19 protein-coding genes and 1 pseudogene are annotated in these 21,012 nt (G+C 71.1%); 11 read left to right on the forward strand and 9 right to left on the reverse strand.

Annotated elements, in window-relative coordinates:
• Nucleotides 1–25: 25 nt before the first annotated feature.
• Nucleotides 26–1,507, reverse strand: coding sequence for a HAMP domain-containing sensor histidine kinase (locus tag JF597_RS27735; protein ID WP_294001511.1), 1,482 nt, complete (start codon nt 1,505–1,507; stop codon nt 26–28).
• On the reverse strand, nt 1,504–2,244 hold the full coding sequence (locus JF597_RS27740; protein ID WP_294001514.1) for a response regulator transcription factor: 741 nt from the start codon (nt 2,242–2,244) through the stop codon (nt 1,504–1,506). Before JF597_RS27740 ends, JF597_RS27735 begins: the two co-directional genes overlap by 4 nt.
• Nucleotides 2,245–2,394: 150 nt before the next feature.
• Here JF597_RS27740 and JF597_RS27745 point away from each other — a divergent pair, with 150 nt between their 5' ends.
• The 7 genes and pseudogenes from JF597_RS27745 (at nt 2,395) to JF597_RS27775 (ending at nt 9,306) form a co-directional block, all read left to right on the forward strand.
• Nucleotides 2,395–3,750 carry a ferredoxin reductase family protein gene (locus JF597_RS27745; protein ID WP_294001517.1) on the forward strand — a complete coding sequence of 452 codons (1,356 nt, stop codon included), beginning with the start codon at nt 2,395–2,397 and terminating at the stop codon, nt 3,748–3,750.
• 19 nt (nt 3,751–3,769) lie between these two features.
• The gene (locus JF597_RS27750; RefSeq protein ID WP_294001520.1) at nt 3,770–4,318 is read left to right on the forward strand and encodes an FMN-binding protein; all 549 of its coding nucleotides are present in this window, start codon (nt 3,770–3,772) and stop codon (nt 4,316–4,318) included.
• A 59-nt stretch (nt 4,319–4,377) separates the two neighbouring features.
• Nucleotides 4,378–5,760 carry a ferredoxin reductase family protein gene (locus JF597_RS27755; protein ID WP_294001523.1) on the forward strand — a complete coding sequence of 461 codons (1,383 nt, stop codon included), beginning with the start codon at nt 4,378–4,380 and terminating at the stop codon, nt 5,758–5,760.
• 46 nt (nt 5,761–5,806) lie between these two features.
• Nucleotides 5,807–6,250 (forward strand): annotated as a pseudogene (locus JF597_RS27760) (FMN-binding protein); the annotation flags it as partial.
• Nucleotides 6,251–6,254: 4 nt separating this feature from the next.
• Entirely contained in the window at nt 6,255–7,058 is an 804-nt protein-coding gene (locus tag JF597_RS27765) for an FAD:protein FMN transferase (RefSeq protein WP_294001526.1), read from the forward strand.
• A gap of 189 nt (nt 7,059–7,247) precedes the next feature.
• Nucleotides 7,248–7,415 carry a hypothetical protein gene (locus tag JF597_RS27770; RefSeq protein WP_294001528.1) on the forward strand — a complete coding sequence of 56 codons (168 nt, stop codon included), beginning with the start codon at nt 7,248–7,250 and terminating at the stop codon, nt 7,413–7,415.
• A gap of 76 nt (nt 7,416–7,491) precedes the next feature.
• Nucleotides 7,492–9,306 (forward strand): ABC transporter ATP-binding protein, encoded by a 1,815-nt coding sequence (locus JF597_RS27775; protein ID WP_294001531.1) that lies wholly within the window; start codon nt 7,492–7,494, stop codon nt 9,304–9,306.
• Here JF597_RS27775 and JF597_RS27780 read toward each other — a convergent pair.
• From JF597_RS27780 to argC, 7 genes are all read right to left on the reverse strand, one after another.
• Nucleotides 9,301–10,056: a zf-HC2 domain-containing protein gene (locus JF597_RS27780; RefSeq protein ID WP_294001535.1), complete on the reverse strand. Its 756-nt coding sequence runs from the start codon at nt 10,054–10,056 to the stop codon at nt 9,301–9,303. The genes JF597_RS27775 and JF597_RS27780 overlap by 6 nt on opposite strands.
• On the reverse strand, nt 10,046–10,633 hold the full coding sequence (locus JF597_RS27785) for a sigma-70 family RNA polymerase sigma factor (RefSeq protein ID WP_294001538.1): 588 nt from the start codon (nt 10,631–10,633) through the stop codon (nt 10,046–10,048). Before JF597_RS27785 ends, JF597_RS27780 begins: the two co-directional genes overlap by 11 nt.
• Nucleotides 10,634–10,784: 151 nt before the next feature.
• Nucleotides 10,785–11,330 (reverse strand): arginine repressor, encoded by a 546-nt coding sequence (locus JF597_RS27790; RefSeq protein ID WP_294001541.1) that lies wholly within the window; start codon nt 11,328–11,330, stop codon nt 10,785–10,787.
• Between the two features lie 7 nt (nt 11,331–11,337).
• On the reverse strand, nt 11,338–12,534 hold the full coding sequence (locus tag JF597_RS27795) for an acetylornithine transaminase (RefSeq protein ID WP_294001544.1): 1,197 nt from the start codon (nt 12,532–12,534) through the stop codon (nt 11,338–11,340).
• Nucleotides 12,531–13,442 (reverse strand): acetylglutamate kinase, encoded by a 912-nt coding sequence (argB, locus tag JF597_RS27800; RefSeq protein WP_294001547.1) that lies wholly within the window; start codon nt 13,440–13,442, stop codon nt 12,531–12,533. The genes JF597_RS27795 and argB overlap by 4 nt, the downstream gene beginning before the upstream one ends.
• Nucleotides 13,439–14,614, reverse strand: a complete 1,176-nt coding sequence (argJ, locus tag JF597_RS27805; RefSeq protein WP_294001550.1) for a bifunctional glutamate N-acetyltransferase/amino-acid acetyltransferase ArgJ — start codon at nt 14,612–14,614, stop codon at nt 13,439–13,441. The genes argB and argJ overlap by 4 nt, the downstream gene beginning before the upstream one ends.
• Entirely contained in the window at nt 14,611–15,639 is a 1,029-nt protein-coding gene (argC, locus tag JF597_RS27810; protein WP_294001553.1) for an N-acetyl-gamma-glutamyl-phosphate reductase, read from the reverse strand. The genes argJ and argC overlap by 4 nt, the downstream gene beginning before the upstream one ends.
• A gap of 353 nt (nt 15,640–15,992) precedes the next feature.
• On the opposite strand from argC, the gene JF597_RS27815 reads away from it, so the two are divergent.
• From JF597_RS27815 to JF597_RS27830, 4 genes are all read left to right on the forward strand, one after another.
• Nucleotides 15,993–16,670: a TnsA-like heteromeric transposase endonuclease subunit gene (locus tag JF597_RS27815; protein ID WP_294001556.1), complete on the forward strand. Its 678-nt coding sequence runs from the start codon at nt 15,993–15,995 to the stop codon at nt 16,668–16,670.
• A gap of 17 nt (nt 16,671–16,687) precedes the next feature.
• Nucleotides 16,688–18,955: a transposase gene (locus JF597_RS27820; RefSeq protein WP_366916453.1), complete on the forward strand. Its 2,268-nt coding sequence runs from the start codon at nt 16,688–16,690 to the stop codon at nt 18,953–18,955.
• Nucleotides 18,952–20,235, forward strand: coding sequence for a TniB family NTP-binding protein (locus JF597_RS27825; protein WP_294001562.1), 1,284 nt, complete (start codon nt 18,952–18,954; stop codon nt 20,233–20,235). The genes JF597_RS27820 and JF597_RS27825 overlap by 4 nt, the downstream gene beginning before the upstream one ends.
• 14 nt (nt 20,236–20,249) lie before the next feature.
• The coding region (locus tag JF597_RS27830) for a TniQ family protein (protein ID WP_294001564.1) at nt 20,250–21,012 on the forward strand (763 nt) is incomplete at its 3' end.

The raw sequence follows: 21,012 nt of genomic DNA on the forward strand, positions 1-21,012 counted from the left end.
TTCGGCCGGGGGGACCCCAGCGCCCCTAGGTAGGTGACCCGAGCGGCAGTCGCACGGTGAACGTCGTCGAACCCGGGTGGCTCTCCACGGTCACCGTCCCCCGATGTGCCTCCACCACCGCCGCGACGATCGACAGCCCCAGGCCCGCCCCTGCCCCCGTCGCGTCCTGGCGGCGGCGGTGTTCGGCTCGGGTGAAGCGTTCGAAGACGCCCGGCTGGACGTCCTTCGGGACGCCGGGGCCGTCGTCGTGGACCCGGAGGACCGCTTGCCGGCCCTCCGTTTCCAGGGTCACCGTGACCTTCGTGCCGACGGGTGTGTGCAGCCGGGCGTTGGCCAGCAGGTTGGCCAGCACCTGCTGGAGGCGGTGGGTGTCGCCGGTGACCGTCACCGGGTCCTCGGGGAGGTCCAGGGTCCAGCGGTGGCCGGGGCCCGCGGCTCGCGCGTCCGTGACCGCGTCCAGGGTCAGGTGGGTGAGGTCGACCGGGTGGCTCTCCAGGGGGCGGCCGGCGTCCAGGCGGGCCAGCAGGAGGAGGTCGTCGACCATCTCGCCCATCCGGGAGGACTCGGCGGCGATGCGCTGCAGGGCCCGGGTGACCTCGGGGGGCACCGGGCCCGGGTGCAGCAGCGCCAGTTCCGCGTGGCCGCGGACCGAGGCGACCGGCGTGCGCAGCTCGTGGCTGGCGTCGGCCGCGAAGGTGCGCAGACGTTCCTCACTGGCGTGGCGTTTGGTGAGCGCGTCCTCGACGTGGCCCAGCATGCGGTTGAAGGCTGCGGCCATCCGGCCGACCTCGCTGCGCGTGTCGGACTCGGGGGCGCGGGGCGGCAGGGCGACCTCGCCGCTGGCCAGCGGGAGCTCGCTGACCCGGGTGGCGGTCGCCGCGACCCGGCTCAGGGGGCGCAGGGACCAGCGGACCCACAGGGCACCGGCCACCCCTGCCGCGGCGAGGGCGAGGCCGAAGACGCCGGCGGAGACCAGCTCCAGGCGGTGGACGGTGGCCCGGACGGGTTCCAGGGGCAGACCGGTCATCAGGACGTCGCCGTCGAGGCCGGCCCAGGCCACGGTCCGGTAGTCGCCGATCGACCTCAGGTGGACCGTGTGTCCCCTGCCGTCCACCGGTACCCCGGCAAGGGCCGTGCGGTCGCCGGCGGTGAGGCCGACGGTCAGGTCCGGGTCGTCGTCGGCCGGGATCAGGGCCGCGTTGGTGATCCGGCCGTTCAGCAGACGCGCTCCGAAGGTGCCGGCGGCCTGGCGGCGGGTGTCACCGTGCTCGTCGCCGTCCCGGTCGCTGGGCTTGTACCTGCCGTGTTCGAGGGACTGCGGGAAGTTCGGCCCGCTCTGCTGGAGCTGCTGGTCGAGGCGCCCGGTGAGGAAGCCGTTCAGCTCGACGACCGCGGCGACGCCGACGGCCGCGCAGCTCACGGCCAGCAGGACGACCAGGCCCGCGGTGAGGCGGGCGCGGAGGGTGCGGGGGCGGGGCAGGTGCCGTAGCCGTCGCAGGAGGTTCACCTGGTCACCGGCTTGAGGACGTAGCCCGCGCCGCGGACCGTGTGGATCATGGGCTCGCGGCCGGCGTCCACCTTCTTGCGCAGGTAGGAGATGTACAGCTCCACGACGTGTGCGCGGCCGCCGAAGTCGTACGACCAGACGCGGTCCAGGATCTGCGCCTTGCTGAGGACGCGGCGCGGGTTGCGCATGAGGAAGCGGAGGAGTTCGAACTCGGTCGGGGAGAGTTCGATCAGTTCACCGGCCCGGGTGACCTCACGGGCCTCCTCGTCCATGGCCAGGTCGCCGACGATCAGCCGGGGGCCGTCCTCCTGCTGGCGGGCCATGCCGGCGCGGCGCAGCAGGCCGCGCAGCCGGGCGACCACCTCCTCCAGGCTGAAGGGCTTGGTGACGTAGTCGTCGCCGCCCGCGGTGATGCCTGCGATCCGGTCCTCGACGGCGTCCCGGGCGGTGAGGAAGAGCACACACACGTCCGGCTTCACCTGGTGCAGCGAGCGGAGCACGGCGAAGCCGTCGGTGTCCGGGAGCATCACGTCGAGGATCACCGCGTCCGGCAGCAGCTCCCGGGCCACCGCCAGCGCGCTCGCGCCGTCGCCGGCCGCGCGGACCTCCCAGCCCTCGTAGCGCAGGGCACCGGTGAGGACCTCCGCGAGGTCGGGGTCGTCGTCGACGACGAGGACGCGGAGCTGGGTGCCGTCGGGTCGGGTGAGGGCGGGGCGGCCGGAGCGGGTCGTGTTCATCGCGTTTACCAGCATCCCTCGTCCCGGCGGCGACGAGTGGCCGCCCCCGCTCTGAGTTTCCTCTGAGCAGGCGCAGACGGTCCCTGTTCAGAAGGTGCTCAGAGGTTCGGCCTGCACAGTGGCGACCTGACCGGAGAAAGGACACGACTCATGACGACCGTGGACGAACGGCGCACGGCACCCGCCGTGCCCGTGGCCACGCGCCGCTCCCCCGCCGCCGCGGTGCTGGCCCTGATGTGGGCCGGGGCCGCGGCCGTGATCCTGCTGTGGTGGTCGGACACGGGCTCCGTCGTGGGGGCGGCGGGCTGGCTGACCGGGGCCGGCCGGATCGCCGGGCTGCTGTGCGGGTACTCCTGCGCGGTGCTCGTCGGCCTGATGGCCCGGGTCCCGCTGCTGGAGGTGCGGGTCGGTTCGGACCGGGTCGCCCGCTGGCACGCGATGGCCGGCCGGTACACGGTGTGTCTGCTGGTCGCGCACGTCGTGCTGATCCTGACCGGGTACGCGGCCCAGGACCACGACTCGATCGTCCACGAGACGCTGAACGTCGTCCTGGACTACCCCGACATGCTCAAGGCGACCGCCGGCACGGTGATCCTCTTCGCCGTCGGCATCACCTCGATGCGCGCGGCGCGCCGCCGGACCAGCTACGAGTTCTGGTACTACGTCCACCTGCTCACCTACGCGGCCGTCTTCCTCGCCTTCTTCCACCAGCTGACCCTCGGCAACGACCTCAACGGCAAGCCGGTCGCCACCGCCTTCTGGTACGCGCTGTACCTGGGGGTCGCGGCGCTGGTGCTGTGGTTCCGGATCCTGGCGCCGGTGCGGCTCAACCTCCGGCACCGGCTGCGGGTGCACTCCGTGCAGCAGGAGGCGCCGGGCGTGTACTCGGTGGTCGTCCAGGGCCGGCGGATCGGGGAACTGGGCGCCCAGGCCGGGCAGTTCTTCCGCTGGCGGTTCCTCGGCGGCGACGGCATGGGCTGGACGTCGACCCCGTACTCGCTCTCGGCGCCGCCGCGCGGCGACCTGCTGCGGATCACGGTCAAGGCACTCGGCGACCACAGTGCGGCCGTGCCGCTGCTGCGCCCCGGTACCCGGGTGTGGGCGGAGGGCCCGTACGGCTCCCTCACCGCGGACCGGGTGAGCAGCCACCGGACCCTGCTGATCGCGGCCGGCGTCGGTGTCACCCCGCTGCGGGCGCTCTTCGAGACCCTGCCCGGCGAGGTCACGCTGCTCTACCGGGCGCGTACGGCCGAGGACCTGGCCCTGGGCGGCGAGCTGGAGGCGATCGCGCGCTGGCGCGGCGCCCAGGTGCTCTACGCCCTGAACGGCCCGCGGGGCGAGCGCCCGGCCCTGACGGCGGAGTCGCTGCGGGCGACCTTCCCGGGCCTCGCGGGCTATGACGTGTACATCTGCGGTCCGCACGGCTTCGCCCAGGAGCTGTACGGGGCGCTGCGCGCGGCCGGGGTGCCGGACCGCCGCATCCACCACGAGTCATTCGAACTGTGAGAGCTGTGAGGCCCCTGTCGTGCACGCACTGAACAAGAACCGTCCCCTGCGTCGCGTCCTGCTGGCGAGCGCCGCTACCGTCTCCGGGATGGTGATGCTGCTGGCGCTGAAGCCGCACACCGCCCCGACGGTGATCACCGACTCGGCGGCCCCCGCCCCGTCGGCGAGCGCGAGCTCCTCACCGGGCGCGACCAGCGGCTCAGGCGATTCAGGCAGTTCCAGCGGTTCCGGCAGTTCCGGCGGCTCCGGCGGCTCTGGCGGCTCCGGCAAGTCCGGGAGCAGCAGCACCGGCACCAAGACCGTCACCGGGGACACCGTCCAGACCCGCTGGGGCCCCGTCCAGGTCAAGGTGACCATCAAGAACGGCAAGATCACCGACGTCACGGCGGTCCAGTACCCGTCGGACAACCCCCGGGACCAGGAGATCAACCAGTACGCCCTCCCGCAGCTGCGCAGCGAGGCGCTGGCGGCGCAGAGCGCGAGCATCGACACCGTCTCCGGGGCCACCTACACCAGCGAGGGTTACCAGCAGTCGCTCCAGTCCGCACTGGACTCCGCGGGACTCTGAACGCTCAGGCGGTACGGCACGTACCTGTGGGCCAAGGGTCAAGTCCCTACGGAGGAACCGTGACCACCACGCTCGCAGGCGGACGTGCCGCCCGCCGCCAGACGATGCGCCGCATCCGCCCGCGCCGCTCCCCGGCCGTACCGCTGCTGCTCGCCGTGTGGGCGGGCGCGGCGGCCGTGCTCTGGCTGTGGTGGCACAACACCCCGTCCATCGCCGACCAGAACGGCAAGATCCTCAACGCGGGCCGGATCACCGGCCTGCTGGCCGGCTATCTGATGGCCCTCGTGGTGCTCCAGATGGCCCGGGTGCCCGCCCTGGAGCGGCGGGTCGGCTCCGACCGCGTCGCCCGCTGGCACGCGATGAGCGGCCGCTACACGCTCTGCCTGGTCTTCGCGCACGTCTTCCTCATCATGTGGGGCTACGCGCTGCAGGCCGGCAAGACGCTGAACGACATCGTCCAGCAGACCATCGACTCCGTGAACCAGCTCCCCGACATGGGCAAGGCGGCCATCGGGACCGGCCTGTTCGTCGTCATCGGCCTGACCTCGATCGGGCCGGTGCGGCGCAGGATGCCGTACGACACCTGGTACCACGTGCACCTGCTGACCTACGCGGCGGTGTTCCTGACCTTCTGGCACCAGATCACCACCGGCAACGACTTCGCCCTCACGCCGATGGCCAAGACCTTCTGGTACGGGCTGTACGGCGCGGTGACCGCGCTGGTGGTCTGGTACCGGATCCTCACCCCGATCCGGCTCAACCTGCGGCACCGGATGCGGGTCGAGGCGGTCATCGAGGAGACGCCGGGCATCGTGTCGGTGCTGATCGGCGGGCGCAAGCTGCACCGGATGGGAGCGGAGGCCGGCCAGTTCTTCCGCTGGCGGTTCATGGCCCCCGGGATGCGGTTCAGCTCGCACCCGTACTCCCTGTCGGCGGCCCCGCGCCCCGACATGTTGCGGATCACCGTCAAGGCGATCGGCGACCACAGCGCGCGGCTGCGCGAACTACGGCCCGGAACCAAGGTGTGGGCCGAAGGGCCGTACGGGGCGATGACCGCGTCCCGGCGCAGCCGCGGCAAGGTCCTGCTGGTGGCGGGCGGTGTCGGGATCACGCCCATGCGGGCGCTGTTCGAGACGCTGCCCGGCGCCGCGGGCGACCTGACCCTGCTCTACCGGGCCAACACCACGCAGGATCTGGCCCTGTGGGACGAGCTGGCCAAGATCGCCAACGAGCGCGGGGCCCGGCTGATGTACGCGGTCAACAGCCCGGAGGGCGAGCGGCCGGACATCTCCGCGGAGAACCTCCAGCGGAAGATCCCGGACATCGTCGACCACGACGTCTTCATGTGCGGCCCGCCCGGGTTCGCGCAGGGCGTGTACGAAGCACTGCGCGGCGCGGGGGTTCCCGCCCGCCGCATCCATCACGAGTCGTTCGAGATGTGAGCGACGGGACCACACGGGAATCCAGGGAATCGGGAGTTCGGGAACGATGAGGAAGAGTCACCCCATCAGGCGTGTGGTGCTGGCCACCGCGGCGACCGTGTCCGGTGTCGTGCTGCTGCTGTCGCTGAAGCCGTCGTCGGACCCGGCGTCCGCGTCGGCCGCGGGCGCGGCCCCGTCGGCCGCGGCGGCCGGGCAGGAGTCGCCGCAGGGCGGCACCGGGGCCGCCGGCACCGCGACGGTGGACGGGGACGCGACCCAGACGCAGTACGGGGTCGTCCAGGTCCGGCTGACCGTCGCCAACGGCAAGATCACCCAGGCCCAGGCGATCCAGGCGCCCAAGGGCGGCACCAGCGACCAGAAGACCGCGCTGTCGGTGCCGCAGCTCAACAAGGAGGCGGTGGCGGCGCAGAGCGCGAACATCGACTCCGTCTCCGGGGCCACCTACACCAGCACCGGCTACAAGCAGTCCCTGCAGTCGGCGCTGGACCAGGCCGGTGGCTGAGGCGGTGGCCGAGTCCGCGGAGGCTCCCGCCGCGGTGCGTCATGCGGAGGAGGTCATGGGGACCGTCTTCTCCTTCGACGTCCGCGGCGGGGATCCGGATGCCGTACGGGCGGCTCTCGACGAGGCGGTCGCCGGGCTGCACCGGGTCGACGAGGTGTTCAGCACGTACCGGGAGGACAGCCAGGTGTCCCGGCTGGCGCGGGAGGAGATCGGCGTCGCCGACTGCGATCCCGAGGTGGCCGAGGTGCTGGAGCTGGCGGCCGAGGCGGAGCGGGTGAGCGACGGCTGGTTCAGCACCCGCTACCGGGGGCGGCTCGATCCCACCGGGATCGTGAAGGGCTGGTCCGCGGAGCGGGCCGCGCAGACGCTCGCGCGGGTGCCCGGGGTGAGCGGCGTGAGTGTGAACGGCGGCGGTGACGTCCAGATGTTCGGCGCGCCCGAGCCGACGCGGGCGTGGCGGGTCGGGATCGCCGATCCGTTGCGGCCGGGCGGGCTGGCAGCGGTGATCACGGCGGCGGGGGTGCAGGAACTGGCGGTCGCCACGTCCGGTACGGCGGAGCGGGGCGCCCATATCGTCGATCCGCGGACCGGGAAGTCGGCGGTGACGGATCTGGTGGCGGTGACGGTGGTGGGGCCGCGGCTGACGTGGGTGGACTGCTGGGCGACGGCGGCGTTCGCGATGGGGTCGCGGGCGGGGCTGGCTTGGCTGGAGTCGCTGCCGGATGTGGAAGGGCTGTTGATCACGGCTGGTGACGAGGTGCGGTGCACCGGGGGGCTGGCCGCGCGTCTGGGCTGAGGCCGGGGGTGGCGACGCTCACCGGCGCTTGCAGGGTGCTGCCCGCGCCCACCCGTGCCGCTCCCACCGGCCCGCAGCCGGACGACTGCCGAACGCCACCGCGAAGTTTTTCCGATTCGCCCCGCAAAACGCCATCCCGATCCCTCCCTCGGCCGTACCCCCTGTGAAGCAAGTTTCGGGAGGAACACCATGGCTGTCTTCAGCAACCTGATGCCGTTCAGGAACCGGGACCACAACCACGACCGCGACGACCGTCACGGGCACGACCACGACGACGGCGACCGGCACGACCACGGCGACCGGCACGACCACGGTCACGACCACGGCAACCGGCACGACCACGGCGACCACTACTGACCGCACCTGAAGGCTGAGCGGACCGGCGCCGGGTCAGCCGGTCCGCTTCGCCGACGGTCTCCGAGGAACCCCCCTCATGGCGCAAGTGCTGCGGCGTCTGCTGTCGGCCGGCGATCCCTCAGACACCGTGGTCACGGCCGCTCCCCGGCTCTCCCCACGCGAGGTCTTCCGGCGGTTCTGGCCGTACACCCGCGGCGGCCGCCGCTGGCTCCTGCCGCTCGTCCTGCTGAGCCTGACCGGCCCGGCCGTCGACGCCGCCGAGCTCTGGCTCTTCAAGTTCGTCGTCGACGACGTGCTCGTCGGCCGGGAGCTGCGGCCCTTCCTGTGGATCGCGCCCGCCTACCTGGGCCTCGTCCTGTGCTCCGGCGTGCTCGGCTACGCCGACGACGTCACCTCCACCTGGGTCGGCGAACGCTTCCTGCTCGCCCTGCGCGCCGACGTCTTCCGGCATGTCCAGGGGCTCTCGCTCGGCTTCTTCGAACGCCGGCGCCTCGGCGACGTGCTGTCGAGGGTGACGGGCGACGTCGACGCGGTGGAGACGTTCCTGCTCTCGGGCGTCGCGGACGCCCTGTACTACGTGATCAGCCTGGGCGTCTACCTCGGCCTGCTGTTCTACCTGCGCTGGGACCTGACCCTGCTCGCCCTCGTCGTCGTACCGCTGTTCTGGGGGGCGGCCCGCTACTTCTCGCGGCTGGTCAGGGAGGCCTCGCGGGAGCGCAGGCGGCGCGGCGGGGCGCTCGGCGCGATCGCCGAGGAGTCGCTGGGCAACGTCGTACTCGTGCAGGCGTACAACCGGCAGGCGTGGGAGGCACGCCGGTTCGAGCGGGAGAACGCCGGCCGGTTCCGCGCGGCGATGGCCTCGGCGCGGATCCGTGCCGTGTACGCGCCCGCGGTCGAGTTCGTGGAGGTGACCGGCGGCCTCGCGGTGCTGGCCCTCGGCACCTGGAAGCTGGCCCAGGGCCAGCTCACCCTCGGCGGACTGCTGGTCTTCCTGGCGCTGATCGGCAAGCTGTACGGCCCGGTCCACGGGCTGTCGGGGCTCGGCACCACCTTCTACACGGCGTCCGCCGCCGCGGAACGGATCATCGAACTGCTCGACGAGCGGCCCCAGGTGACCGAGGCGGCGGGCGCGCGCCGGCTCCGCCGGGCCCGGGGCGCGGTGGAGTTCGACGGGGTGTGGTTCCGCTATCCCGGCACGGCGGCCTGGGCCCTGTCCGACGTGTCGTTCCGGGCGGCTCCCGGGGAGACGCTGGCGCTCGTCGGGGCGAGCGGCTCGGGCAAGTCCACGCTCGCGAAGCTGCAGTTGCGGTTCTACGACCCCGACCGGGGCGCGGTCCGTCTGGACGGGACCGATCTGCGCGAGCTCAGTCTGACCGACGTCCGGGAGAGCATCGCGGTGGTGTTGCAGGAGACGCTCGTCTTCCACGGCACCGTGCGGGAGAACATCGCCTACGGCCGGCCGGCGGCCACGGAGGCGGAGATCGTCGCGGCGGCGCGGGCCGCGGACGCCCACGAGTTCGTCGAGCGGCTCCCGGACGGCTACGACACCCTCGTCGGACAGCGCGGCCGGACGCTCTCCGGCGGCCAGTGCCGTCGGCTGGCGATCGCCCGGGCGATGATCCGGGACGCCCCGGTGCTCCTGCTGGACGAGCCCACCGCCGGGCTGGACGTCCGCTCGGCGCGGCGGATCATGGAGCCGCTGCGCCGGCTCATGGCCGGCCGGACCACCGTGGTCATCTCGCACCAGCTGCCGACCGTCCGCGACGCCACCCGGATCGTGGTGCTCGACCACGGCCGGGTCGTCGAGGACGGCGCGCACGCGGATCTCCTCGGGCGGGAGGGGCCGTACGCCCTGCTGCACCGGCTGGGCTCGGGAGCGGCGCTGTCATGACACCTCCGGGGTCACCACCTCGCCCTTCTGCAGCCGGGCGGTGGCGAGGACGGAGCCGTCCGAAGAGGTCAGGTGGGCGGCGGAGTACTTGGTGAGGTCCACGGGGACCGCCACGCCCCAGTTGCCGCGTCCGGCGCGCAGGGGGAAGTCGCCGATCCGCGTGGTCGTACCGTCGGCGCGGGCGAGGAGGCAGGTGACCCTGCCGTCGTGGGGGGTGCCGGTGAGGGCGACGGAGACGAACATCCAGGCGGGGCTGCCGGGGTGGGCGTAGATCTCGCCGACGGGCTCTCCGCCGCCGGCCGGGATCATGTCCCCGACGAGCACGGGCTCGGACTCGACCGCGGGCGCCGAGGCGGTGACGGCCCCCTCGACGGCACTGCCGATCGCCCAGCCGGCGAAGCCGACCGCGACCGCGGCGGTGGCGGCGACCGCGGCGAGCCGCAGCCTCAGGCGCCGGACGCGGCCACGCCGGCCCTGAGCGGCGCGGGCGGGCCGGACCCCCTCCGCCCCCGCCACCTGCTCGGCCAGACTGCGCGCCACCCGGGTCCCGAAGCCGGGCGGCGGGTCGCCCTCCGGCAGCAGGCCGACCAACCGGTCGCCGATCCCGGTGAGCTGGCGTACGTACTCCCGGCAGTCCGCGCACCCGTCCAGATGGGCGACGGCCTCGGCCCGCTCGCGGCCGGGCAGGACGCCCAGCGCCAGTTCGGCGCCGACCTCGCGCAGCTTCCCGCAGTGCGCGTCAGCGGACATGGTCGCCTCCCTTCGGGGACGCGAGCGCGGTGCGGAGTTTCGCCATCGCCGCTCTGATCCGCGTCTTGGCGGTGCCCAGCGGGATCCGCTCCGCGTCGGCGATCTGCTGGGCGGTCATGCCGTAGATGCCGGCCATCATCAGGGCCCGGGCCTGCTCCCGCGGCAGCCGGGCCAGCGCGGCCCGCAGCTGGGTGGAGGCCTCGTCGGCCAGGGCCCACCGTTCGGGGGTCTCGGTGACGGCGTCGAGGAGGGGGTCGAGATCCTCGGGTGCCATGGGTTCCGTCCGCCGGGCCCGGACGGCGTCGACGGCGAGGTTGTGGGCGATGGTGGTGAGCCAGGTCCCGACCGAGCCGCGGCGCGAGTCGTAGATCTGGGCATGCCGCCATGCGCGCTCGAACGTCTGCTGGACGACGTCCTCGGCGAGCTGCTGGTCCCCGGTGACGGCCATCGCGACCCCGAAGACCCGGTGCTGGAATCTCCGTACGAAGACCTCGGCGAGCTCCGGGGCTCCGGTGGCCAGCCCGGACAGCAGAGCCTCGTCCGGGAGGCGGTCGACAGGGAACCGGAATCCCGACACACCCCTGTATACGTTCGGCGGCCGCCAGGGGATTGCCCGCCCGCCTGACCGCTCGCCGCGGAAGATCACACGGCCATTGTCCGTCGGCTGACCGGGCACCGCACGCGGGTCGGCGGCGGGCCCGGCGGCACCCGGTGCCCCTCGGGGGCCGTCAGTGGCCGTTCTGGGCGAGCCGCAGCAGGTGGTCCGCGAGGGCCTGCCCGCCGGTCGGCTCCCTGCTGATCAGCAGCACCGTGTCGTCCCCGGCGATCGTCCCGAGGATGTCGTGCAGCTCCGCCTGGTCGATCGAGGACGCGAGGAACTGGGCCGCGCCGGGCGGGGTGCGCAGGACGACCAGGTTCGCCGAGGCCTCCGCCGAGATCAGGAGTTCCTGGGAGAGGCGGCGCATCCGCTCCTCCTTCGCCGACTCCCCGAGCGGGGCGCGGGGGGTGCGGAAGCCGCCCTCGCTCGGGACCGCGTAGATCAGCTCGCCGTCGGTGTTGCGGATCTTGACCGCGTTCAGCTCGTCGAGGTCCCGGGAGAGCGTCGCCTGAGTGACCGTCAGGCCGTCGTCGGCGAGCAGCTTCGCGAGCTGGCTCTGCGAGCGCACCGGCAGCCGGTTGAGGATGTCCACGATCCGGCGGTGCCGGGCGGTCCGGGTCTGCGGCACGGCAGACCCCGTCCCGCCGGACTGGTCGAACTCCTGCGCCTGGCTCATCGTCGTCTCATTCTCCGGATCGTCCGTCCCCGCTCGCTGCGTCGAGGATGCCGGGCAGGGCGCGCAGCAGCGCGTCCGCCTCGGCGTCGCGGAGGTTCAGCGGCGGCATCAGCCGTACGACGTCGGGAGCGGGCGCGTTCACCAGGAACCCGGCCTCCTGAGCCGCCTGCTGCACCTGCGCTGCCCGCGGCTCGGTGAGCACGATACCCAGGAGGAGACCCGTCCCCCGGACATAATCGATCAACCGGTGGCCGAGACCCTCGATTCCGTCGCGCAACCTGCCGCTCTGCCGCTTGACGTTCTCCAGCAACCCCTCGTTCTCGATGGTGTCGAGGAGGGCGAGCCCGGCGGCGCAGGCGACCGGGTTGCCGCCGAAGGTGGTGCCGTGGTGGCCGGGCTGGAGCAGTTCGGCGGCGCGGCCGAAGGCCACGGTCGCGCCGAGCGGCAGACCGCCGCCGAGCTGCTTGGCGAGGGTGACGACATCGGGCAGTACGCCCTCGTGGGCCTGGTACTCGAACCAGGTGCCGGTGCGGCCGATGCCCGTCTGGACCTCGTCGAGGACGAGCAGTGCGCCGGTGGCGGCGGTGATCGCGCGGGCCGCCTTCAGGTAGCCGGCCGGGGGCACGACCACGCCGTTCTCGCCCTGGATCGGCTCGATGACGACGAGGGCGGTCTCCTCGGTGACGGCCGCGGCCAGCGCCTGCGCGTCGCCGTAGGGCACGTGCGTGACGTCGGCGGGCAGCGGCCGGAACGGGTCCTGCTTGGCGGGCTGTCCGGTGAGTGCGAGGGCGCCCATGGTCCGGCCGTGGAAGCCGCCGTCGGTGGCGACCATGTGCGTCCGCCCGGTCAGCCGGCCGATCTTGAAGGCGGCCTCGTTGGCCTCGGCACCGGAGTTGCAGAAGAAGACCCTGCCCTCCCGGCCGAAGAGCTGGACGAGCCGCTCGGCGAGGGCGACGGTGGGCTCGGCCATGAAGAAGTTGGAGATGTGCCCGAGGGACGCGATCTGCTTGCCGACGGCCTCGACGATCGCGGGGTGGGCGTGGCCGAGCGCGTTGGTCGCGATGCCGCCGACGAAGTCGTAGTAGGGGCGGTCCTCGGCGTCCCAGACCTTGACGCCCTCGCCGCGGACGAGGGGCAGCCGCGGGGTGCCGTAGTTGTTCATGAGGGCGCCCTGCCAGCGCGTGGTCAGTTCCTGGTTGCTCACGACTCCCCCTCCTGGTCCGGCACGACCATCGTGCCGATGCCTTCGTCCGTGAAGATCTCCAGCAGGATCGAGTGCTGGACCCGGCCGTCGATGACGCGGGCGGTGGTGACGCCGTTGCGTACGGCGTGCAGGCAGCCCTCCATCTTCGGCACCATGCCGGAGCTGAGTTCCGGCAGCAGCTTCTCCAGTTGGGAAGCGGTGAGGCGGCTGATCACCTCGTCGGAGTTCGGCCAGTCCTCGTAGAGGCCCTCCACGTCGGTGAGGACCATGAGGGTTTCGGCGCCCAGAGCAGCAGCGAGTGCCGCAGCCGCCGTATCAGCATTGACGTTGTAGACATGCCCCGAGTCACTGTCGTCCTGGGAGCGGGCGATCGAGGAGACGACCGGGATCCGGCCGTCGGCGAGCAGGGCCTCGATCGCGCCCGTGTCGATCGAGGTGATCTCGCCGACCCGCCCGATGTCGACGAGTTCGCCGTCGATCTCGGGCCGGTGCTTGGTGGCGGTGATGGTGTGGGCGTCCTCGCCGGTCAGTCCGACGGCGAGCGGGCCGTGCTGGTTGAGCAGGTTGACCAGCTCGCGCTGGACCTGCCCGGCGAGCACCATCCGTACGACGTCCATGGCGTCCTCGGTGGTGACCCTGAGGCCGGCCTTGAACTCGCTGACGATGCCGTGCCTGTCGAGGGCGGCGCTGATCTGCGGGCCGCCGCCGTGCACGACGACCGGCTTGAGGCCGGCGTGGTGCAGGAAGACGACGTCCTGGGCGAAGGCGGCCTTCAGGTCCTCGTCGATCATGGCGTTGCCGCCGAACTTGATCACGACGGTCTTGCCGTTGTGACGGACCAGCCAGGGCAGCGCCTCGATGAGGATCTGCGCCTTGGGCAGCGCGGTGTGCTTGCGCGTGGTGCTCATGACGAGTAAGCGCTGTTCTCGTGGACGTAGTCGGCGGTCAGGTCGTTGGTCCAGATAGTGGCGGTCTCGGTGCCGGCGGCGAGGTCGGCGACGATGTGCACCTCGCGGTAGCGCATGTCGACCTTCTCGCGGTCCTCGCCCACGCCGCCGTTCTTGCAGACCCAGACTCCGTTGATGGCGACGTTGAGCCGGTCCGGCTCGAAGGCGGCCCTGGTGGTGCCGATCGCGGAGAGCACGCGGCCCCAGTTGGGGTCCTCGCCGTGGATGGCGCACTTGAGGAGGTTGTTGCGGGCGATGGAGCGGCCCACCTCGACGGCGTCGTCCTCGGAGGCGGCGTTGACCACCTCCACCCTGATGTCCTTGCTGGCGCCCTCGGCGTCCCGGATCAGCTGCTGCCCGAGGTCGTCGCAGACGACACGGACGGCCTCGGCGAACTCCTCGTACTCCGGGGTGACTTCGGAGGAACCGCTGGCCAGCAGCAGCACGGTGTCGTTGGTGGACATGCAGCCGTCGGAGTCGACGCGGTCGAAGGTGGTCCGGGTGGCGGCCCGCAGCGCCTTGTCGAGGACCTCGCTCTCGACGACCGCGTCCGTGGTGAGCACGACCAGCATGGTGGCGAGGCCGGGGGCGAGCATGCCGGCGCCCTTCGCCATGCCGCCGACCGTCCAGCCTCCCCCAGACTCCGTCCGGGGGGACCCCCAGGTGACGACGGACGTCTTGTGCACGGTGTCGGTGGTCTTGATGGCGATGGCGGCCTTCTCGCCGCCGTGCTCGCTGAGGGCGGCGGCCGCGGTCTCCACACCCGGCAGCAGCTTGTCCATGGGCAGCAGCACACCGATCAGGCCGGTCGAGCAGACCGCGACCTCGATGGCGCCGCGCCCGAGCACCTCGGCGGCCTTCTCGGCGGTGGCGTGGGTGTCCTGGAAGCCCTTGGGGCCGGTACAGGCGTTGGCGCCGCCGGAGTTGAGGACGACGGCCGAGACCTGGCCGCTCTTGAGCACCTGCTCGGACCACAGCACCGGCGCGGCCTTCACGCGGTTGGAGGTGAAGACGCCCGCGGCGGCACGGCGCGGCCCGTTGTTGACCACGAGGGCCAGGTCCGGGTTGCCGTTCTCCTTGATCCCGGCGGCGATGCCCGCGGCCGTGAATCCCTTCGCTGCCGTCACGCTCACGGCGCAACTCCGATCGTGGTCAGCCCGGTGGTCTCGGCGAGACCCAGGGCGAGGTTCATGCTCTGGACGGCACCGCCGGCGGTGCCCTTGGTCAGGTTGTCGATGGCGCTGATCGCGATGATGCGGCCCACCGCCTCGTCGTGTGCGACCTGCACCTGAACGGCGTTGGAACCGTAAACGGACGCCGTGGCGGGCCACTGGCCCTCGGGGAGCAGGTGGACGAAGGGTTCGTCGGCGTAGGCCTTCTCGTAGACCGCGCGCACCGACTCCGCCGTCACCCCGGCGACGGCCTTGGCACTGCACGTGGCGAGGATGCCGCGCGGCATCGGCGCGAGCGTCGGCGTGAAGGAGACGGCGACCCGCTCCCCCGCCACCGCGCTCAGGTTCTGGATCATCTCGGGGGTGTGCCGGTGGCCGCCGCCGACGCCGTACGGCGACATGGAGCCCATGACCTCGCTGCCCAGCAGGTGCGGCTTGGGCGCCTTGCCCGCGCCGGAGGTGCCGGACGCGGCGACGACGAGCGCCTCGGGCTCGGCGATCCGGGCGGCGTAGGCCGGGTACAGGGCGAGGGAGACGGCGGTGGGGTAGCAACCGGGTACCGCGATGCGCTTGGACCCCTCCAGCGCGGCGCGGGCACCCGGAAGTTCGGGGAGGCCGTAGGGCCAGGTGCCGGCGTGCGGGGAGCCGTAGAAACGCTCCCAGTCGGCCGGGTCGGTCAGCCGGAAGTCGGCGCCCATGTCGACGACGAGGACGTCCGGGCCGAGCTGCTCGGCGACGGCGGCGGACTGCCCGTGCGGGAGCGCGAGGAAGACGACGTCGTGCCCGGCGAGGGCCTCGGCGGTCGTCTCCGCCAGCACCCGGTCGGCCAGCGGGAGCAGGTGCGGCTGGAGCGCGCCGAGGCGCTGGCCCGCGTTGGAGTTGCCGGTCAGGGTGCCGATCTCGACCTCGGGGTGCGCGAGGAGCAGCCGCAGGACCTCTCCGCCCGCGTACCCGCTCGCTCCGGCCACCGCCGCACGTACCGCCATGTCCATCCTCCTCCAGATGGCATGACTATACGGTCCGATGCACTTTTATGCAACGAGCCGTCGCAGTGCCGCGCCCAGGGCGTGCGACGGAGAGTTTTAGTTGGCACATGGAGAACACTGGTTGGCAAATCTTGGTCCCGTCACGCTGTGTTGCGGGCAGTACCGGCGAAACGCCCCCCTCGCCGGTCGAGTGGTGCTTCCCTGGATGAGTGGGCGAGGCAGCGAGAGCGAAGATCCCGTCGGATTCGAGTCAGCTGGACCACCTTGTCACGGCCTACGACGGGGACGCCGGACTGCGGGATCGGCTGCGGCTCGGGGACGACTGGCCGCGTCGGTGGAGTTCGACGTGGCAGGTGGGCGCCGAGGAGGTCTGCTGGCCGGTCCGGGACATGGCTCACGTACCGGTGATGTCATCCCGGCCGATGCGAGGGTTCACGTGGCGGGCGAAGCAGCGGCACCGCCCCGGCCTGGAGGCAATGGCGTCAGCGGGCGGGAAGCATGGCTTCGAGTCGCTGATGGAAGTGAGCCTGCTGGTCGCGCTGGACTTCTTGAGGGCATCGGAAGTGCTGTCGCAGCCGTTCCGGCTGGACTTCGAGCATGCGGGCGGGCGTGCCTGGCACATCCCGGATTTCCTGGCCGTGATCGGCGGTGGGATGTGGTTGCTGGACGTCCGCCCGATGGAGCTGATCAAGGAAGAGGACGCGCTGAAGTTCGCGGCGGCCAGGGAAGTGGCGGCTGCCTGCGGCTGGCGGTACTCGGTGGTCGCGGGATGGCGACCGCATGTCTGGAGCGTCCTTGACCACCTGTCCTCGCGCCGGCGGCCGGCGAGGGACTTTCTCGGCATGCGCGAGCAGCTGCTCACCGCTATCAGCGGGCAGCAGGGGCAGGCGATGACGTTCTCCGACCTGGCGGAGGCGACCAGCGTGCCTTCCGTTGGCCGGGCGAACATCGTCCGGCTGCTCTGGCACCGCGAGTTCGGCGTTGACCTGGGCAGTCCCTTGCGCCACAGCTCACTGATCTGGGCGGTGTGATGGCAGCGAGGGGGTTCTTGCAGATCGCGCCGGGTAGGCGGGTCGCGCTCAATGGCGTCGAGTGGACGGTTGACGACGTGCACGGCCAACTCGGCCGGCTCGTCCTCGTGGATGACGACGGCCGCGCGGAGACTCGCTCGTTCCGTTGGCTCATTAACCATGCTGACCTGCGGCTTCTTCCGGCAGTCGAGTCAGGGCGCCCACCGCCGGTCGCCCGGCAGCCGAGGACACTGGCCGACTTGACCAAGGACCAGTTAGAGCGGGCCCGGCTGCGGGCGGCGCACGTGCTGGAGGCCGAGACGGGGTTCCGGGAGGGCCACCCGGCTCGGGCCCTGCCGGGTGAGCCCCGGCCGGCCTACGACCCGGACCGCACGACGTTGACTCAGCGTCGGTACGCGAAGGCTGCGGAGATGGAGGCGATGCCCCGTCCGGAGGCGGTCCGGTGCGGTCTGCAGCACCTCAGCTACCGGACGCTGGTACGTCTGTCGGGATTGGTGGGCGACAGTCTCCTGCTGGCCTGCGCGGACGGGCGCTGGACGCGGCGACGCAGCGGGCACCGCACCATCACGAAGGAGATCCGGGAGGCGATCTTCGCAGTAAAGGCCGAGTGCGGCCCACGCGCCCGCCTGAGCCAGGGTGCCAAGCACCGGTTGATGCACCAGTACATGCGTGAGCGGTTCCCGACATTTCCCACTGAGAAGATCCCTTCCCGCTGGACGCTCGCGGCCGTCTGGAACGAGTGGTTCGGGCCCGGCGGAGCCCGGCCGCGTTACGGGCGGACGGCGGAGGCGGCCGCGGAGGCCGGGGTCTCCGGCCGGATGGTGGTCCACCGGCCGGGCCAGGTTCTGGTGCTGGACTCGACCCCGATGCCGGTGAAGCTGCGCGAGACCGTGTTCGGCGACGCGATCACCGCGACGCTGACGCTCGCACTCGATCTCTACACGCACGGGCTGCCGGCCTTCCGGCTTACGCCCCAGTCCGACACCTCGGTCGACATCGCGATGCTGCTGCGGGACGTGATGCTGCCGCTTCCGATGCGGGACGGCTGGGGCGAGGACATGGAATGGCCCTACGCAGGGGTGCCGGCCGAGGTGATCGCCGAGTTCACCGGTCACCGTGTCGCCGCTCTGCCGTTCTTCGCCCCGGAGACGGTCACCACCGACCACGGCGGCCCCTACAAGAATCACGACCTGGTGGAAGCCGAAACTGAGATCGGCTGCCGGATCCTGCCTGCTCGCGTCCTGCGGCAGACCGACAAGTTCGCGGTCGAGCGCCAGTTCCTCACCATCCAGACCATGCTCTTCGAGCACCTGCTGGGATTCACCGGCGGTGACGTCGCGGACCGCGGGGCCGACCCGGAACGCGATGCGAGCCTCACGCTCGCGCAAGCCGAGCACATCATCGCGACCTGGATCGTCCAGATCTGGCAGAACCGTAAACTAGGCGAATACGCCCCGAGTTGGGCGCCGGGTGAAGACCACAGCCCCAACACCCTGTTCGCTGCCGCGATGGAACAGGGCGGCTTCGACCTGGACTTCCCCGAACCGAGCTTCTACTACAAGGTCCTGCGCAAACACCACGTGAAGATCCATCCTCGTCGCGGGGTGAAGATCCTCGGGCTCTGGTATCACCACCCGGTCTTCGACGAGCCGCGCTTCCAGCAGCCCTCCGCCCGGGGCGGCAAACACGCGGGCAAGTGGGTTGTCCGCAGTGACCGGAGGGACCGCCGGCAGGTGTACTTCCAGGACCCTGCCGACCACGAGACCTGGCACATTCTGCGCTGGAGAGGACTGCCGCCCGAAGGTGAGATCCCTGCGTTCTCGGACAAGACTGCCGACGCCCTGCTGGCACGCGTGAGGGCGAACAAGATCAGGATCCATTCCGACAGCGAGCTCCTGGAACATCTGCTCGGGATCCTCGGCTCGGTCACCCCAGTCGACCAATGGCCCAGCCAGGCCAAGAGGAAGGCCGGAAAGAAGCAGCGCGTCGCCCAAGCCCGCGAGATCACCCGCGCACAGGCTGCGGCCGCTGACCGCCCCGTCGCACCCGCCATCGCGGATGCGCCAGCTCCGGCTGAGATGCCCGCGGCCTGGGCCGAGCACGCCCTCACGATCGACCACGCGGTCGACGCCGACCGCCGTCGACGACGCGAAGAAGCCCTCGCCGACGTCAAGCCCGTGGCCCCGGCAACGCTGCACGAGGCCCTGAACCGGCGTCCCATGTTCCGGCTTCCGCCCCCCGACGACTCGGAAGCCGATACACCTGTCCAGGAGGACGACACGTGACCCGAGCCCTCTCTCACGATGATCCGCTGGACGGTCTGCCTTCACGAGCCAGGATCGCCGAGCTGATCCTGGGCAGCCGCCCGCCCCTCGACACCTACGCCGGCTGGCAGCACTACCGCACCCACTACGACCTACTCGTCCCCGCTCCGGCGATCTCCCCGCAGCAGTGGTCGATCCTCCCTGAGAGCCGCCAGTACGACTACGACCTCTACAGGGAGCTGACGAACGCGAACCTCCCGCTGCAGGACACCCCCATGCACGACAAGGTCGGCAAGCTGATCCGGCGCCGGTTGAGCGGCAACACGAGGAAGAAGAACGACCCGACCCGCGCCGGCGTCATGATCAGCGGCTGGGGCAACTACGGCAAGACCGCGTCTGTCTGCTCAGCCGGAGCCGTCTTCGAAAAGCAGTGGCTGGAACTCCACAGCCACCTCAACCCCCAGGCTCTGCCGGGCACCCGTGATCTCCACGCACCGGTCGTCTATGTCTCGACCCCTGTGACAGCAACCCCGAAAAGCCTTTGCACATCAATCTTAGGCTTCTTCCGGGCCCCGACCCGAAAGTCGGCCACGCTGCCGGAACTGGTACGGCAGGTCGCCGACTCCCTTTATGACCACGGGGTCAAAGCTCTGATTCTGGACGACATCAGCCGGCTGCGGATGCACAGAGCCGACGACCAAGACGTCCTCGACCTGATGCGGGCCTTTATGAGCCTGGACGTCACTCTGATCCTGACCGGCGTAAACATCTCCGGCATCGGGCTGCTGCGTGAGGCCAAGTGGAACAAGAAGACCCGGCAATGGGAGATGCCACCGCTGGAGTCGACCCGCATCCACGGTTTGGAGGTCACCCAGACTGAACACCGCTTCGAGCTCATCGAGATCGACCGGTTCCGCTACACCACCCCGAAACAGATCGCGGCCTTCGTCAATCACCTGAAGGGAATCGAGAAGCACCTGCGGCTGATGAACGCGACGCCGGGCATGCTCACCGGCGGCGGTATGCCGGAGTACCTGATGCGTCGCACCGGCGGTGTCATCGGCCTGCTGGGACGCCTGCTCGAAGACGGCGCCCAGGAAGCCATGGAGTCGGGGAAGGAAATGATCGACGAAAGCCTGCTGGACGAGATCGTGCTCCGGCGGGACGAGCCCGAGCAGCCGCCGGACGAGCCCATCATCCCGGCCGCCCCGCGGAGCGCTGTCAAGAAGGCCACGCAGGCGAAACGACCCCGGAACACAGTTTTCGATGACCCTGGCCCGGCTGCCCGCGCGGGCGCCTGACGGATGGAGCCGTGATGCATCCACTGCCCCGGAGTCTCGAACCGCTATCGGGAGAATCCCTGGTCAGCTATCTGCTTCGGCTCGGACACCGTCTCGGCCTTTCGCCTCTGCACCTGATCCGCACGGCAGGCTGGACCAGGCAAGGCAACCCCAACCACTTCCCGGGCAGTCTGTTGCTGGACCTTCCCAAACCACAGGCCGAAGCATTCGCCCAGCTCACCGGACAGACAGCCAGGGAAGTCTCCGCTCTGACGCTGGCGCAGTGGAGAAACCGCTATCCGCCGATCGCCCGGTCCGTGCCAGGACCGGGTCGCCTGATGAGACCAGACGCCTGGCTCTATGTCGGTTCGCCCCGCTTCTGCCCCTCCTGCCTGGCGGGCGACGGCACTGTGGCCCAGCAATTGCACGGCGGGCCATGGCTCAAGCTCTGGCACCTGCCCATCGTCTTCGTCTGCATCAAGCATCGGATCTATCTGGAAGCCGAATGCCCGGACTGCGGTCAGCCGCACGACACGCAAGGTCCTCTGGTCCAACGAGCCAACGACCATACGCTGCATCCGGCGCAATGCCGCTGGACGGTCGACGCTCAGACGCCGACGAGGAGGTCTTTCGCCTGCGCCGGCAGACTCGATCAACGTACCGCCGCTGTGGCTGACCGGCCACAACCGACCGCCGACATCCTCCGCTTCCAGAAATCCCTCCGGGGCCGCCTGACATCGCCCACCCGAAACACGGACGCGTCCGAGTACTTCACGGATCTCCGTCTGGCCACCGCAC

Origin of the sequence: Streptomyces sp. (genome assembly GCF_019510245.1) — a bacterium.
GTDB lineage: Bacteria > Actinomycetota > Actinomycetes > Streptomycetales > Streptomycetaceae > Streptomyces.